Origin of the sequence: Streptomyces sp. NPDC006476 (genome assembly GCF_040612015.1) — a bacterium.
Taxonomy (GTDB): domain Bacteria; phylum Actinomycetota; class Actinomycetes; order Streptomycetales; family Streptomycetaceae; genus Streptomyces; species Streptomyces griseorubiginosus_B.
In genome coordinates, this window is sequence record NZ_JBEXPK010000031.1 from 86190 (window position 1) to 100207 (window position 14018).

At 72.6% G+C, this 14018-nt stretch carries 14 protein-coding genes and 1 pseudogene; 12 read left to right on the forward strand and 3 right to left on the reverse strand.

The annotated features are described in order from the left end of the window. Positions 1-10: 10 nt before the first annotated feature. The 12 genes from ABZZ74_RS30975 (at position 11) to ABZZ74_RS31030 (ending at position 11040) form a co-directional block, all read left to right on the forward strand. Positions 11-1222, forward strand: coding sequence for an acyl-CoA dehydrogenase family protein (locus tag ABZZ74_RS30975; protein ID WP_356770511.1), 1212 nt, complete (start codon positions 11-13; stop codon positions 1220-1222). After that, a complete protein-coding gene (locus tag ABZZ74_RS30980; RefSeq protein WP_356770513.1) occupies positions 1219-2190 on the forward strand; it encodes a phosphotransferase family protein in 972 nt (323 codons plus the stop codon). Before ABZZ74_RS30975 ends, ABZZ74_RS30980 begins: the two co-directional genes overlap by 4 nt. A 12-nt stretch (positions 2191-2202) precedes the next feature. Next, positions 2203-3417, forward strand: a complete 1215-nt coding sequence (locus tag ABZZ74_RS30985) for an acyl-CoA dehydrogenase family protein (protein ID WP_356770514.1) — start codon at positions 2203-2205, stop codon at positions 3415-3417. Next, positions 3414-4190: an SDR family oxidoreductase gene (locus tag ABZZ74_RS30990; RefSeq protein ID WP_356770516.1), complete on the forward strand. Its 777-nt coding sequence runs from the start codon at positions 3414-3416 to the stop codon at positions 4188-4190. The genes ABZZ74_RS30985 and ABZZ74_RS30990 overlap by 4 nt, the downstream gene beginning before the upstream one ends. After that, entirely contained in the window at positions 4187-4954 is a 768-nt protein-coding gene (locus tag ABZZ74_RS30995) for an SDR family oxidoreductase (protein ID WP_356770518.1), read from the forward strand. The genes ABZZ74_RS30990 and ABZZ74_RS30995 overlap by 4 nt, the downstream gene beginning before the upstream one ends. Continuing rightward, positions 4951-5790 (forward strand): enoyl-CoA hydratase-related protein, encoded by an 840-nt coding sequence (locus ABZZ74_RS31000; RefSeq protein ID WP_356770520.1) that lies wholly within the window; start codon positions 4951-4953, stop codon positions 5788-5790. The genes ABZZ74_RS30995 and ABZZ74_RS31000 overlap by 4 nt, the downstream gene beginning before the upstream one ends. An 802-nt stretch (positions 5791-6592) precedes the next feature. Continuing rightward, a complete protein-coding gene (locus tag ABZZ74_RS31005; protein WP_208785009.1) occupies positions 6593-7219 on the forward strand; it encodes a TetR/AcrR family transcriptional regulator in 627 nt (208 codons plus the stop codon). A gap of 66 nt (positions 7220-7285) precedes the next feature. Further along, the gene (locus ABZZ74_RS31010; protein ID WP_356770522.1) at positions 7286-7669 is read left to right on the forward strand and encodes a nuclear transport factor 2 family protein; all 384 of its coding nucleotides are present in this window, start codon (positions 7286-7288) and stop codon (positions 7667-7669) included. Further along, positions 7666-8046 carry a hypothetical protein gene (locus tag ABZZ74_RS31015; protein ID WP_356770524.1) on the forward strand — a complete coding sequence of 127 codons (381 nt, stop codon included), beginning with the start codon at positions 7666-7668 and terminating at the stop codon, positions 8044-8046. Before ABZZ74_RS31010 ends, ABZZ74_RS31015 begins: the two co-directional genes overlap by 4 nt. Positions 8047-8055: 9 nt before the next feature. Next, a complete protein-coding gene (locus tag ABZZ74_RS31020) occupies positions 8056-8376 on the forward strand; it encodes an EthD family reductase (protein WP_356770526.1) in 321 nt (106 codons plus the stop codon). An 82-nt stretch (positions 8377-8458) separates the two neighbouring features. Continuing rightward, positions 8459-9991, forward strand: a complete 1533-nt coding sequence (locus tag ABZZ74_RS31025) for a class I adenylate-forming enzyme family protein (protein ID WP_356770528.1) — start codon at positions 8459-8461, stop codon at positions 9989-9991. Then, positions 9988-11040: an MBL fold metallo-hydrolase gene (locus tag ABZZ74_RS31030; protein ID WP_356770530.1), complete on the forward strand. Its 1053-nt coding sequence runs from the start codon at positions 9988-9990 to the stop codon at positions 11038-11040. Before ABZZ74_RS31025 ends, ABZZ74_RS31030 begins: the two co-directional genes overlap by 4 nt. A 10-nt stretch (positions 11041-11050) precedes the next feature. Here ABZZ74_RS31030 and ABZZ74_RS31035 read toward each other — a convergent pair. The 3 genes and pseudogenes from ABZZ74_RS31035 to ABZZ74_RS31045 all read right to left on the reverse strand — a co-directional run bounded on the left by ABZZ74_RS31035 (position 11051) and on the right by ABZZ74_RS31045 (position 14003). Continuing rightward, positions 11051-11799: pseudogene (locus ABZZ74_RS31035) on the reverse strand (SDR family NAD(P)-dependent oxidoreductase). Positions 11800-11834: 35 nt separating this feature from the next. Next, positions 11835-12635, reverse strand: coding sequence for an SDR family NAD(P)-dependent oxidoreductase (locus ABZZ74_RS31040; RefSeq protein ID WP_356770532.1), 801 nt, complete (start codon positions 12633-12635; stop codon positions 11835-11837). Positions 12636-12764: 129 nt separating this feature from the next. After that, entirely contained in the window at positions 12765-14003 is a 1239-nt protein-coding gene (locus ABZZ74_RS31045) for a SpoIIE family protein phosphatase (protein WP_356770534.1), read from the reverse strand. Between the last annotated feature and the right edge of the window lie 15 nt (positions 14004-14018).

The window sequence follows — 14018 nt, forward strand, 5'->3', positions numbered from 1 at the left end:
GAGGAGGACCATGGACGGCATACCCGGCCCGGACGAGTTCCGGGCGCAGGCCCGTAGCTGGCTGAGGACCGTGGCGCCGGCCCGCGCCACCCACCTGGAGTGGGGCCGAGGCGACGACTCGGTGGCCGTCTTCGAGAACTGGACCGAGGACGAGGAACGCGCCCACACCGAGCGGACACGGGCCTGGGAGCGCATCCGCCACGACCAGGGCTGGGGCGCGCTCTCCTGGCCGGCTAAGTACGGGGGACGCGAACTCCCCGCACACTACGAGCAGTTGTACCGCGCCGAGGAGTCGGCATTCGACGTACCGCGGCGCACCGAGATCTTCCCGGTCACCCAGCAACTCGTCGCCCCCGCCCTCCGTATCTGGGGCACCGAGGAGCAGAAACGGCGCCTGCTGCGCCCCCTGCTGCGCACCGACGAACTCGCCTGCCAGCTCTTCTCGGAGACCGAGGCGGGCTCCGACCTCGCCGCGGTCCGCACCCGCGCCGTGCGGGAGGAGGACGGCTGGAGGCTGAACGGCCACAAGATCTGGACCTCCGGAGCCCGGGTCGCCACCTGGGGCGTGGCCGTCTGCCGGACCGACCCCGACGGGCCCAAGCACGCGGGCATCACGGTCTTCCTGGTCCGGATGGACGCGCCGGGCGTGACCGTACGGCCCATCCGTCAGATGACCGGCGGCTCCAGCTTCAACGAGGTCTATCTGGACGACGTGTTCGTCCCCGACACCGACCGGCTCGGACCCGTCGGAGAGGGCTGGCGGGTCGCCCTCACCGTGCTCGCCGCCGAACGCCTCGACTCCGGCGGACTGGGTCTGGACAACGCCGACCGCGCCCTCGACCTCGCCCGGCACCTGCCACGACCGCTGAACGACGGCGAACGGCAGCAGGCGGCCGACCTGTTCGTCCGCGCCCTGGTCCAGCGGCTCATCGCCGTGCGGGTCACCTCGGCGCTGGCGGCCGGCCGCGCACCCGGTGCCGAGGCCTCGGTCGGCAAGCTCCACGCCACCGCGACCATGCGCGCCACCACCGACCTCGTCCAGCAACTCCTCGGGCCGCGGCTGGCCGCCGACACGGGGGAGTGGGGCACGTTCGCCTGGACCGAGCATCTGCTGGGAGCACCCGGCTACCGCATCGCCGGCGGCAGCGACGAGATCCAGCGCAACATCCTCGCCGAACGCGTCCTCGGACTGCCCAAGGAGCCGAAGGCAGCCGGGCGTTGAGCACCACGACCGAGGTGAGCGACCTCGCCGGCCGGGTCCGGGGCCGACTGGCCCCACGGCACCCCGGCATGCCCCTCGGTGACCTGCGCACCCTGCCGGGCGGCCACTCCGGGCTCACCTACCGCATCGCCGCGGGCCCGGTGTCGTACGTCATCAAGGCGGTGCCACCCGGTCGGCGGCCCGTCGGCCGCAACGACGTGCTGCGCCAGGCCCGGATCCTGCGCGCCCTCTCCGGATCATCCGTTCCCGTGCCGGAGATCGTCGCCGTCGACGAGACCGAACCGGCCTGGTTCGCCATGGAGTTCGTGGACGGCGAGGCGATCGAGCCGGTCCTCGACGAACACCGCCTCGATTCGCGACTGTGCCGGACGCGGATGCTGGCCCTGGCCGACGTGCTGCGCGATCTCCATGACACCAAGCCGCCGCAGGCCACTGAACCTCTCGACCCGGCGGGGGAGTTGGAGAGGTGGAGCCGCACCATGCGCGCGGTGCCGGCCGAACTCCGGTCCGGGGCCGAGGACGTGCTGGAGGCGCTGAGCTCCCAACTCCCGGACGGAGTTTTCCCGGTGCTCACCCACGGCGACTTCCGCCTCGGCAACGTGCTGTGCCGGGGCGAACGGCCGGCCGCCGTCGTCGACTGGGAGATCTGGGGACTCGGCGATCCGCGCATCGACCTCGCCTGGTTCCTCCTCTTCGCCGACCACCGCAACTTCCCCCTGCTGGGCCGCGCCGTCCCCGGCCTGCCCACCGAGCGGGAACTGCTCGACGCCTACCTCGACGGCCGCCCCGAACCCCTCGCCTTCGACTGGTTCCGCGCCCTGGCCCGCACCAAGATGGCCGCGATCATGGGCCACAACCTGCGCCGGCACCGTGAGGGCACCCACCTCGACCCCGACCAGGAGCGGCTGCCGCCGACCATCGCGGCGATGATCCGCTCGGCCCACGGCATCCTCGCCCGACGGCCCTGAAGGAGCGCCACCATGGATTTCGCACTCTCCCCGAGGGCCGACGAACTCCGTTCGCGCATGGCCGCGTTCATGGAGGAGTACGTCCTGCCCGCCGAGCCGGTCCACGACCGGCAGCTCGCCGAGGCCGACGACCCACATCAACTGCCACCCGTCATGAGGGAGTTGAAGGAGAAGGCCCGAGCCGAAGGGCTGTGGAACCTCTTCCTCGCGCACGGAGACTGGGGCGCGGGCCTCACCAACCTCGAGTACGCGCCGCTCGCCGAACTCGCCGGACGCTCGGTGATCGGGCCCGAGGTGTTCAACTGCTCCGCACCCGACACCGGCAACATGGAACTGCTCGCCCTCTTCGGCACACCCCTGCAGCAGGACCGCTGGCTGCGACCGCTGCTCTCCGCCGAGATCCGGTCGTGCTTCGCCATGACCGAGCCCGAGGTGGCCAGCTCCGACGCCCGCAACATCCGCACCCGGATCACCCGGGATGGCGACGAGTACGTCGTCAACGGGCACAAGTGGTACACGTCCGGAATCCTCGATCCGGACTGCCGGCTGATCATCCTCATGGGCGTCACCGACCCGGACGCGCCGACGTACCGGCAGCAGAGCATGCTGCTCATCCCGCGCGACACCCCGGGCGTCACCGTGCTGCGCGATCTCCCCATGTTCGGCTACACCGACCGCTGCGGCCACGGAGACGTGCTCTTCGAGGACGTGCGCGTGCCCGTCTCGGCGCTCCTCGGCGGCGAGGGCGAGGGCTTCGCCCTGGCGCAGGGGCGGTTGGGGCCGGGGCGGATGCACTACGCCATGCGGGCGGTCGGATTCGCCGAGCGGGCACTGGAGTTGATGTGCCGCCGGACCCTGACCCGCACCGCCTTCGGCGGCACGCTCGCCGAACAGGGCGTCGTACGGGAGTGGATCGCCCGTAGCCGTATCGAGATCGAGCAGCTGCGGCTGCTGGTCCTGAAGTCGGCCTGGCTGATGGATACCTCGGGCAACGCGGCCGCCCGGACGGAAGTCGCTGCGATCAAGGTGGCCGCGCTGGAGGTCGCGCACCGGGTGGTCGACCGCGCGGTCCAGGCGCACGGGGCCGCGGGGGTCAGCGACGACACCGTCCTGGCCCGGCTGTACGCCATCACCCGGGCGCTGCGGATCGCGGACGGACCGGACGAGGTGCATCTGCGGACGGTGGCACGGCGTGAACTGGCCAAGTACCCCGAGGAGCCGGCGTGAACGGACGACAACTGGACGGCCGGGTCGCCGTCGTCACCGGCGGTTCCCGGGGCATCGGCCTCGGGATCGCCAAGGCGTACCGGGAGGCGGGCGCCCATGTGGTCATCGCCTCCCGCAAGGCGGACGGGCTGGCCGCCGCACGCGAGGAACTGCTGCGGATTAAGGGGGACGGCGAGGTCCACGAGGTGGTCGCCAACGTCGGCGAGCCCGAGGACGCCGAGGCCTGCGTCGAGCAGACCATGTCCCGCCTCGGCCGACTCGACGTCCTGGTCAACAACGCGGCCACCAACCCCTACATGGGCGACCTCCTCGGCCTCGACCTGCCGCGCGCGGAGAAGACCGTACGGGTCAACCAGTACGGCATGCTCGCCTGGACCCGGTACGCCTGGCAGGCGTGGATGAGCGAGCACGGGGGAGCGGTGGTCAACATCGCCTCCGTCGGCGGGCTGATCGTCGATCCGCACATCGGCTGGTACAACGCCACCAAGGCCGCCATGCTCCACATGACCCGGCAACTCGCCTACGAACTCGGGCCGATGGCGCGCGTGAACGCCATCGCGCCCGGACTGATCAAGACGGAGCTGGCCCGCGCCGTGTGGGAGCCGCGCGAGCCGACCCTGACCGCGAGGCTGCCGCTGCGCAGGCTCGGGACGGTGGAGGACGTGGCGCACGCCGCCGTCTTCCTGGCGTCCGAGGCCTCGGCCTGGATGACGGGACAGACCCTGGTCCTGGACGGCGGGGCCACCGTGCTGCCGATCGGGGTGGACGCGTGACGCCCGGCGATCTGTTCTCGCTACGGGGGCGCACGGCCGTGGTCACCGGCGCCTCCTCGGGACTCGGGGCCCGGTTCGCCACGGTGCTCGCGTCGGCCGGCGCCAGCGTGTTCGCCGCTGCGCGGCGACCGCACAAGCTCAAGGAACTCGCCGCCGACGACCCGCGCATCCACCCCGTCGTCTGCGACGTCTCGCGCGCGGAGGACCGCGTCCGGCTGATGGGAACCGCGCTCGACGGCACCGGCCGGATCGACGTCCTGGTCAACAACGCGGGCGCGCCGGGTGCCGTACGCGCGGAGGACGAGAGTGCGCAGGACTTCGCGGGGGTGCTGGACGTGAACCTGGTGGCTCCGTTCCACCTGGCGCGGCTCCTGGCCGAGGCGCCGGTTCGGGACGGCGGCCGTACCCGCTCGGTCGTCAATGTCTCCTCCGTCCTGGGACTGGTCTCCGGTGCGCCGCTGGGAGGCGCGGCCTACGCGGCGTCCAAGGCCGGGCTCGTCGGACTGACCCGGGAACTGGCGGGACAGTGGGGGAGGTCGGGGGTGCGGGTCAACGCGCTCGCACCCGGATGGTTCCGCTCGGAGATGACGGACGAGCTGTTCTCCGACGACCGCTCACGGCGCTGGGTCGAACGCGGCACGATGCTCGGACGGGGCGGTGAGCGGGGGGAGTTGGACGGGGCGCTGCTCTATCTGGCCTCGGACGCGTCCTCGTACTGCACCGGGCACGTGCTCACCGTGGACGGCGGGTGGACGGCGCGATGAGGGTCACGGTCGAGGTCGACGACGACGGGCTGGCACGGATCGAGATGTGCCGGGAAGCGGGCAACGCCATCGACCTGGCGATGGCCCGGGCGCTGCTGGACGCCGCGCGGGAGTGCGAGAAGGCGCGGGTCCGGGCGGTGCTGCTCACCGGGCGGGGGCGGTCCTTCTGCGTCGGCGGTGACCTGAAGGAGTTCGCCGGGCTGTCGGGCGGCCGTCTGGCGGACCATCTCACCGAGGTCACCGACGCGCTCCACGGGGCGTTGCGCCTTCTCGCCGGCCTGGACGCTCCGCTGGTGGTCGCCGCGCAGGGGGCCGTCGCGGGCGCGGGGCTGGGTCTGCTCGCGGCGGCGGACGTCAGCCTCGCGTCGACCGACGCGGGTTTCACGGCCGCCTACACCGCGATCGGGTACACGCCGGACGCCGGGGTCAGCTGGGCCCTGCCCCGGCTGGTCGGGCCCCGGCGGGCGCTGGACCTGCTGCTGACGAATCGGCGCGTGACGTCCGAGGAAGCGTTGCGGCTGGGGCTGGTGGGCCGGGTCGTCGCCCCGGAGCGGCTGACCGAGGAGGCCGTGGGGACGGCCAGGGCACTGGCCCGTGGAGCCACGTCGGCGTACGGCGTGACCCGACGGCTGGTCACCCGGGCACTCTCGGCCGACCTCGCCGAACACCTCGACGAGGAGTCCCGCCACCTCGCAGCCGCGGCGGCGTCGGCGGAGGGCCGGGAGGGCGTGACAGCGTTCCTCGCGGGCCGCCGACCGGACTTTCGGAGGCTCGATGGGGGCAGGGCCGAGTCTCGGGGGCGGGACTTCCCGGGGGCCGAGGACCGTGTCATCTGAGGGGGCACGGCGAGGGGCGTGGAGCCGGTGCCGGGCCGTGGCCGGCGGGGACACTGTCGGGTCGCGTGCGGCGGCGACCGGGGTGGGCCGTGTGCGATGGCCATGTTGTCGGCGGGGTCTGGGGGTGAGGTCGTGGGGCGGCGTGCGGTGGCGATGTCGTGGGGCCGTGTCCGGTGGGGACCGGGGTGGGCCGTGTGCGGTGGTGATGTCGTGGGGCGGCGTGCGGCGGCGACCGGGGCGGCCGCGTGCGGTGGTGCTGCCGTGGGGCCGTGTGCGGTGGCGACCGGGGTGGGCCGTGTGCGGTGGTGATGTCGTCGGGCCGCCTGCGGTGGTGATGTCGTGGGGCAGCCTGCGGAGGCCATGTCCTCCCGGGCGAACCCCCGGACTGCGGCCCTCCGGCGGCGGTCGAGGCCACCGCCTTCCCCGGCGGCATCATGACCCGCTCCGGTGGCGGCTTCGCGACGCGGGCTCGCCCCGGTACGCCCGACCCGCTCGTGGAGTCGCCGCCGCCCCAGCCCACGCCCAAGTCCGCCTCAGCCGACGTTCGAAACGACCCGCCCGCAGCTGCAGCACCTGCTACCGGCACCCCGGCCCCCCGAAAGCCGGCCCGACTGCCCAGTGCCCTCCACCGCGCACCCCCGGCCCAGAAACCCGACCCCGGCGCTGTGCCCCAGCGCCCTTCCCCGCGCCCCCGGCGCGCGCATACCCGCCAGATCCCCGATTCGTGACCGACTTGAACTTGGGTCTACTCTCGGACGACCGGGCGGTGATCGGAATCGTCCGTGGAGGAGAGGGAGAGGCGATGGCGAGGGCGCGGATCGTGGATCCGGAGGAGGGGCCCAGGTCGAAACGCGGCGCGATTCTCGTGGCCGCCGTGGAGCGGTTCGGGGAGGACGGCTACGAGAACACCAAGTGGTCGGAGGTGGCCGACCGGGTCGGCATCGGGCAGACCGCCCTCTACCACTACTTCGAGTCCAAGGCCCACTGCCTGCTCACCATCATGCGCCTCGAACTCCAGCGCTCCCATGACCAGTTCGTCGAGGCCACGAAGGACGAGACGGAACCGGTGGAGGAACTGCGCGCCGCCGTGCGCACCGCCTTCGCCGTCACCGAGCAGGAGATCCGCCAGATGCGCATCCTGCAGGCGAACATGTCGCTGCTCGCCACCCCGCGGAAGTCCAAGCGCGAGGAGACCGAACGCGTCGCCGCCCGCCAGCTGGTGCAGATGGTCGAGCGGGACTGGACGAACCTGCTGATGCGCGGCATGTCCAAGGGCGCCTACCCGGTCCGTGACGCGCACACCCTCGGCCTCGCCGTCCTCGGCATGATCGTCAGCGTCTGGCGCTGGTACCGCCCGAGCGGGGCGATCCCCCTGTCGGAGATCAGCGAGATGATCGAGGGTTGTGTGGTGCGGATGGTCGCGGAATAGGTCCCGGCCCCGCCCCTTGTCGGCGGCGGGGCGGCTGGCTTACAGTCAAACTGAACTGAACTCAGGTTGTTTCAGGAGCTGAGGGAGAGCGATCGGCAATGGTGCTTCGCGAATACATGGCCAGGATGGACGGCCACGACCCCGGAAAAGGCCCTCGAACTCCTGGAACCGGGCTTCCGGTTCCTCATCTCCCTCCCCGGCGGTCAGCGCACCGGCACGTCCCGCGAGGACTTCACCGGCTACCTCGCCGGCCGCGACGCGGTGGACCGCCGGCACGAGATCGTCCGGTACTCGGTCGACGGGGACGTCGAGACGGCGTACGGCTTCGTCGTCGACCAGGGCGTGACGACCGGGGCCTTCCTCTCCGCCGCGCAGGTCTCGCCCGCCGGGCTGATGGCGCGCTACCAGTCCTTCTTCACGCCCGACTTCGACCTCGTGGACCGGCCGTGAGCGCGCCGGCCACCTCCGCCGCCCCGTTCCTGACGACCTGGTTCGGGATCCTCGACAGCGACGACGCCGACCGCATCCTGGACCTGATCAGCGAGGACTTCTCCTTCTCGATCCTCTTCTCCACCGGGGGCGACGCCGGCACTGACTTCCACGGCGGACGGGCCGAGATGGAGGGCTACCTCGCCCAGCGCGAGGTGGGCGTGCGCACCCACCATCTGCTCACCGCGTCCGCCGTCGGCCGGGACGAGCTCTATCTCGGCGAGGTGCGCAGGTCGGGCGCACCGGAGGCGACCTTCGTGGCCTCGGCCCGGCTGGACGACGAGGGAAGGGTACGTCGGCTGCTGATCGGGCGCTCGCCCGCGGTCCTGTTCACCTGAGGAGGCGCGATGTACAACCTGGTCCTGCTGGCGGCCCGGCCGCCCGAGTGGACCCACGAGCGGTTCATCGCCTGGTGGCGCGGCGATCACGCCGAACTCACCCGGCGGCTGCCCGGTCTCAGGTCCTGGCGGCACACCGACCTCGACGCCGCCCTCGAACCGCGCTCGGAGGGCTGGGACGGCGTGTCCGTGCTGAGTTTCGACACCCCCGAGGACCTGCGCACGGCACTCCGGAGCCCCGAGTGGGCGGCGGCCGTCGCCCAGGTCGGCGACATGCGCGGACGCCGGATCGCCGTCATGGGCGGCGAGATGGAGATGTACGGCGGCTGAGCACGCCCGGGACGCGTCCCCGGGCCGACCCCGCCCACCCTCCAACGCGCGGTGGGCCCTTCGCGACGAGGCGAGGAAGCGGATGCGACAGACAGTGCGGGAGTTCCAGGAACGGTCCGAAGAGGCCGACTTCACGGCCGTCGTCGACGATCACGGACGTCACGGCGCGCGCGATCTGCTGCGGCGGGCGAGTGAGCTGGCCGAAGCGATGACGCCGGCCGGCACACCGGGCGGCACCGTGCTGCTCCAGGCGGACAACTCGTGGCGCACGGTCGCCGCGACGCTCGCCGTCGGACTGACCGGCGGGGTCCTGGCCCTGGTCAACCGGCACACCACCCGCGCCGAGTTCGCCTCCGCCCTGGAGGACATCCGGCCGGACGTCCTGATCGCCGAACCGTCCGCGATCGAGGACTGGGGCGGCGCGGGAGCGCTGCCGGGCGCGTCGGCGGCGGAGGCTCTCGACGGCTGGACCGTCCTGGCCGGCCGAGGCCCGCGCGATGTCTCCCGGTGGTCCGGCGCAGCCGTCATCGGTCTGACCTCCGGCTCCACCGGGCGCCCCAAGGGTGTCGTCCAGTCGGAGAGCGCCCTGCGCTACGCGTGCTCGTGCACCGCCGAGGTCAACGGTCTGCGCGAGGGGGACGCGGTAGCCGCCGTCGTCCCGCTCTCCTCCACCGCCGCGTACTGCTTCGGGGTCTGCCTCGCGCTGATGCTGGGCGGGCCGCTCGTGCTGTCCGGGCGGTGGGACCGAGAGGAGGCGCTCGCGCGGATGACCGCCCATGACGTCCGGTGGACGATGTGCGTGCCCACCATGGTCCTCCAGATGGGCTCGGCGGCCGCCGGTTCCAAGGTCCTCGACGGGGTCCGCTCGATCACCGTCGGCGGCGGCCCCATGGACCGCGGGGCCCTCGCCCGTGCCGAACGCTCCCTGGGGACGACGATCCTGCGCGTCTTCGGCATGTCGGAGTGTCTCGGCCACACCTCGCCCCGGCCCGACGACCCCGAGGAGATCCGCCTCGGCCGTGACGGACGGCCCTTCCCCGGCACCGACCTCCGGGCCGTGGCCGCCGACGGCACCGTCCTGGGGCCCGGCGCGACCGGTCGCGCCCAGGTGCGCGGCCCGTCCCTCTTCCTCGGCTACGCCCGCGACGGCAAGGTCGAACCGCCGGCCCTGACCCCGGACGGCTTCTTCCCCACCGGCGACCTGCTGATGACCGCCGAGGACGGCACGGTCACGGTCATGGGCCGGGAGAAGGACGTCATCATCCGCGGCGGACGCAACCTCGACATCACCGAGATCGAGCGCGCCGTCGCCGCCCACCCGGCGGTGGCGCGCGCCTGCGTGGCCCCCGTACCCGACCCGCTCCTCGGCGAACGCGCCGCCGTGCTCGTGGTGGTGGAGGACGGACACGACGGACTCGGCCTCGACGAGATCACCGCGCACCTCGCCCGCACCGGCCTGTCCAAGGCCAAGTGGCCCGAGTTCCTCTTCACCGTCCACGAGCTGCCGCAGACCACCGTCGGCAAACTCGACCGCTCCGGGGCCCGCGCGCTCGTCCACGACCTGCACGCGGGGCTCGCCCCCCACTCCGAACAGCACCGCCGAGGAGATGCATGACCACCCCCACGACCCACACCCCCCGTTTCGACCGCGGCCGTTGGGCGCAGGCCGGACCCGAGACCGTGGGACCCGGCGTCCACCGCATTCCGCTCCCGCTGCCGGACGACGGACTGCGCGCCGTCAACGTCTACGCGCTGGAGGGGCTGACGGAGGGGCTGGTCCTGGTCGACGGAGGGTGGTCGATCCCCGAGTCCCGCACGGCACTTGAGAACGCGCTGGGCGAACTCGGCCACGACCTCGGCGAGATCAGCCATGTCCTGGTGACCCACATCCACCGCGACCACTACACCCAGGCCGTCGAACTGCGCAGGCTGCTGGGCTCCCGGGTCTACCTCGGCGCGGGCGAGCGGCGGGGCCTGGAACTGCTGGGCGAGCTGCGCACCGACGAGCCGGTCGGCTCGCTGGCGACCCTGCGCCGGGCCGGCGCCCACGAGCTCGCCGAGCGGGTCGCCGCGATGTACGACGGAGACTTCGACGCCACCGTCTGGGAGGCACCCGACCGCTGGCTCCAGGCGGAGGAACTCCCCTTCGGCGACGTGCGCCTGACGGTCGTTCCGACACCTGGCCACACCCAGGGCCATGTCGTCTACCTCGACCGGGCACGCGGACTGCTGTTCTCCGGCGACCACGTCCTGCCGCACATCACCCCCTCGATCGGATTCGAACTCGGCGGCCCCGCGCTGCCGTTGGGCGACTACCTCGACTCACTGCGGCTGATGACCACACTCGCTGACGCCCGGCTGCTGCCCGCGCACGGACCGGTCGGCGACAGCGTGCACACCCGGGTCGGGGAACTCCTCGCCCACCACGACGACCGTCTCGCCGAGACGCTGGCCGCCCTCGACGGCCGTGCCCGGACCGCGTACGAGGTGGCGGGGGAGCTGGGATGGACCCGCCGAAGGGTCCCCTTCTCGAAGCTAGGACCCTTCGACCAGATGCTCGCCGTCAACGAGACGGCGGCGCACCTGGACGTGCTGGTGGCCCGGGGAAGGGCCGACCGCGCCCGGACCGACGAGGTCAACCGGTACACACCCGTGGGTGGTTGAGGGGTCCCGCTCAGCGGGCGGTCCAGCCGCCGTCGACGTAGAGCTCGGATCCGGTCATGAAGCTCGACTCGTCCGAGGCGAGGAAGGCCACGGCGGCCGCCACCTCCTCGGGCGTGCCGAGCCGGCCCAGCGGCGTCCCCTCGAGCATCGCGGTCAACCGGGGCGTGTCGCGCCACAGTTCGCGCGAGCGCGGTGTCTCGATGAACCCGGGATGCAGGGAGTTCACCCGGACGCCCCGCTTCGCCCAGTGCAGCGCGGCGTTCTTCGTCATCAGACGTACGGCGCCCTTGGCCGCGTGGTACGAGAACTGGGCGCCGAACCCGCCGACCGTGCCGAGATCGACGCGACGTTGACGATGGAACCGCCGCCGGCCCGCTCGATGGACGGCCCGGCGTGTTTCATGCCGAGCCAGACACCGGTCTGGGTCACCCCGATGACCTGCTCCCAGGTCTCCATCGTCTCGGTCACGACGGTGTTCATGGCGGCGATGCCGGCGTTGTTCACCAGCACGGACAACTCGCCCCGCCGGGCGGTCGTCTCGGCGACGGCCTCCTGCCAGGCCGCCTCGTCCGAGACGTCCAGGGCCAGTCCCAGGGCGCCGCCCCCTATCTCCTCCGCGAGCTTCTCGCAGCGGTCGGCGTCGAGGTCGGTCACCACGACCGCCGCTCCCTCGGCCGCGAGCCGGCGCACGACGGCGTCGCCGATGCCTCCTGTGGCACCGGTCACCAGCGCGGTCTTTCCTGCCATCCTGGAGCGCATCGGATTCCCCTTGCGTCTCGGCGTGTCGGTGGTGGTCAGTTCCGTACGCCGAGCCAGGCGAGGGCCCCGCCGTCGATGACGTACGACGACCCCGTGATGAACGCGGCGTCGTCGGAGGCGAGGAAGCACGCCAGCGCGGCGACCTCCTCCGGGCGTCCGAGCCGCTCCACCAACTGGGGCGCGGTCACCTCGCGTTCGGCGGCTTCGGGATCCGCGGCGGCGGCGAGGAAGTCCCGGGTGAGCCGTGTTTCGATGACACCGGGACAGAAGCAGTTGCACCGCACCGGCGCCAGGTCGACGGCGGTGACCTTGGTCAGATGGATGACGCCGGCCTTGGTGACCCCGTAGGCGGGCGCGTTGGCGAAGCCGGTGAGGCCGGAGACGGAGGCGGTGTTGACGATGGCGGGCCCGCGCGTGGAGCGACGCAGATACGGCGCGGCGAACTTCGTCGTCAGCCACACCGCCTTGAGGTTGACCTCGTAGACCGCGTCCCAGACCTCCTCCGGGAGGGAGTCGACACCGCGGTCCGGTTCGGTCGTGAACGCGGTCTCGATCACCCCGGCGTTGTTGACCAGGACGTCCAGTCCGTCGAAGCGCTCAGCGGCCCGCGTGACCATGCCGGCGATGTCGTCGCGGGCGCGCAGATCGCAGACGAGCGGCTCCGCGCGGGCCCCGGCGGCGCGCACCAGGGCCGCGGTCTCGGTGACGGTCTCCGCGTCGCGGTCGGCGACGGCTACGGCGGGCGCGCCCCCACGGGCCAGCTCCACGGCGATCGCCCGCCCGATGCCCTGCCCCGCGCCGGTGACCAGCGCGGTCTTGCCGTCCAGGGAACCCACCGCCGCGCCCTCCCGAGTCCGACCTACGACATGAACTGAACTAGATTCATTTTTTCGTAGTCTACGGTCGGCTGAGCGGGGGCGACAAGCCCCGGGCGGACTGAACCCGATTCCGGCCGTGGCGGCGACTCAGAGCCGCAGGACGACCAGGGCGGTGTCGTCGGTGCTGCCGGTCGCGCGGAGGAGGTCCGCCAGCAGGGCGTCGGCCAGGGGCTCCGGGTCCGCCTTGCGGTGGCGGGCGAGGGAGTCGGCGAGGCGGGCCAGGCCGACGTCGATGTCCTCGTCACGCCGCTCGATCAGCCCGTCCGTGTAGAGGACCAGGGTGGCGCCCTCGGTGAAGGACACGGTGGCCTGCGGGCGGGGCAGATGCTCCGGGCGGGCGCCGAGCGGCGGGTCGGTGGCCTGGTCCAGGAAGGTCACGGTGCCTTCGCGGTCCACCAGGGCGGGCGGCGGGTGACCGGCGCTGCTGTAGGTGATGGTGTGGCTGTCCCAGTCGACGAAGGTATTCACCGCCGTCGTCGACTCGGCGCCCTCGACGTAGCGCGCGTACAGCCCCAGCGCGTCCAGCGCCTGCGCCGGGCCCTCCACGACCCGGGACGCCGAGCTCAGCGCGCTGCGCAGCTGTCCCATGACGCACGCGGCCGCGAGCCCGTGGCCGACGACGTCACCGACGGCCAGCGCGATCCGGTCGCCCTGGGTGGGCAGGTCGACCAGGTCGTACCAGTCGCCGCACACGTTCAGCGCGCCGACGGCGGGCCGGTAGCGCACGGCCGTCCGGTGCTGCTCGATCGGCCGCGGGGCGGGCAGCAGCGCCGCCTGCAGCGCCAGCGCCACCTCACGCTCCCGGGCGTGCGCCTGGCGCAGACGTTCGTTGACCTCCTGCAGCTCACGCGCGCGCGTGTAGAGCTCCGCCTCCAGCACACGGGCCTGCCGGTCGCTGCTGCCGGTGCCCCCGCGGGCCCGGAGGAGCTCCGTGACCTCCTCCACCCGGTGCGCGATGAGGGCCACTTTCCCGTCCGGGCCGAGGATGGGCGCGTTGACCGGACTCCAGTAGTGCTCCTGCCAGTGCCCCGGCCGCTCCGGGTCCTCGATGTCGTAGCGCTGCAGGGCCATCGTGTCGCGCTCGCCGGTGGCGACCGCGCGCAGCATCGAGGCCTTCACGTCGCGCATGCCGGCGGCCGCCGGGTCGTTCGGGTTTTCCGGGAAGACGTCGAAGATGTAGCGGCCCACCAGCTGCTCGCGGGTGCGTCCGGACAGGCGCTGGAAGTCCTCGTTGGCGTCCGCGTACACCAGGTCGGGGGTCAGCAGGGCCACCATGCCCGGGAGACCTCGGAAGACCGCCGCGTAGTCGATCTGCGGTTCCGTCATGCACTGCCTGCCTCG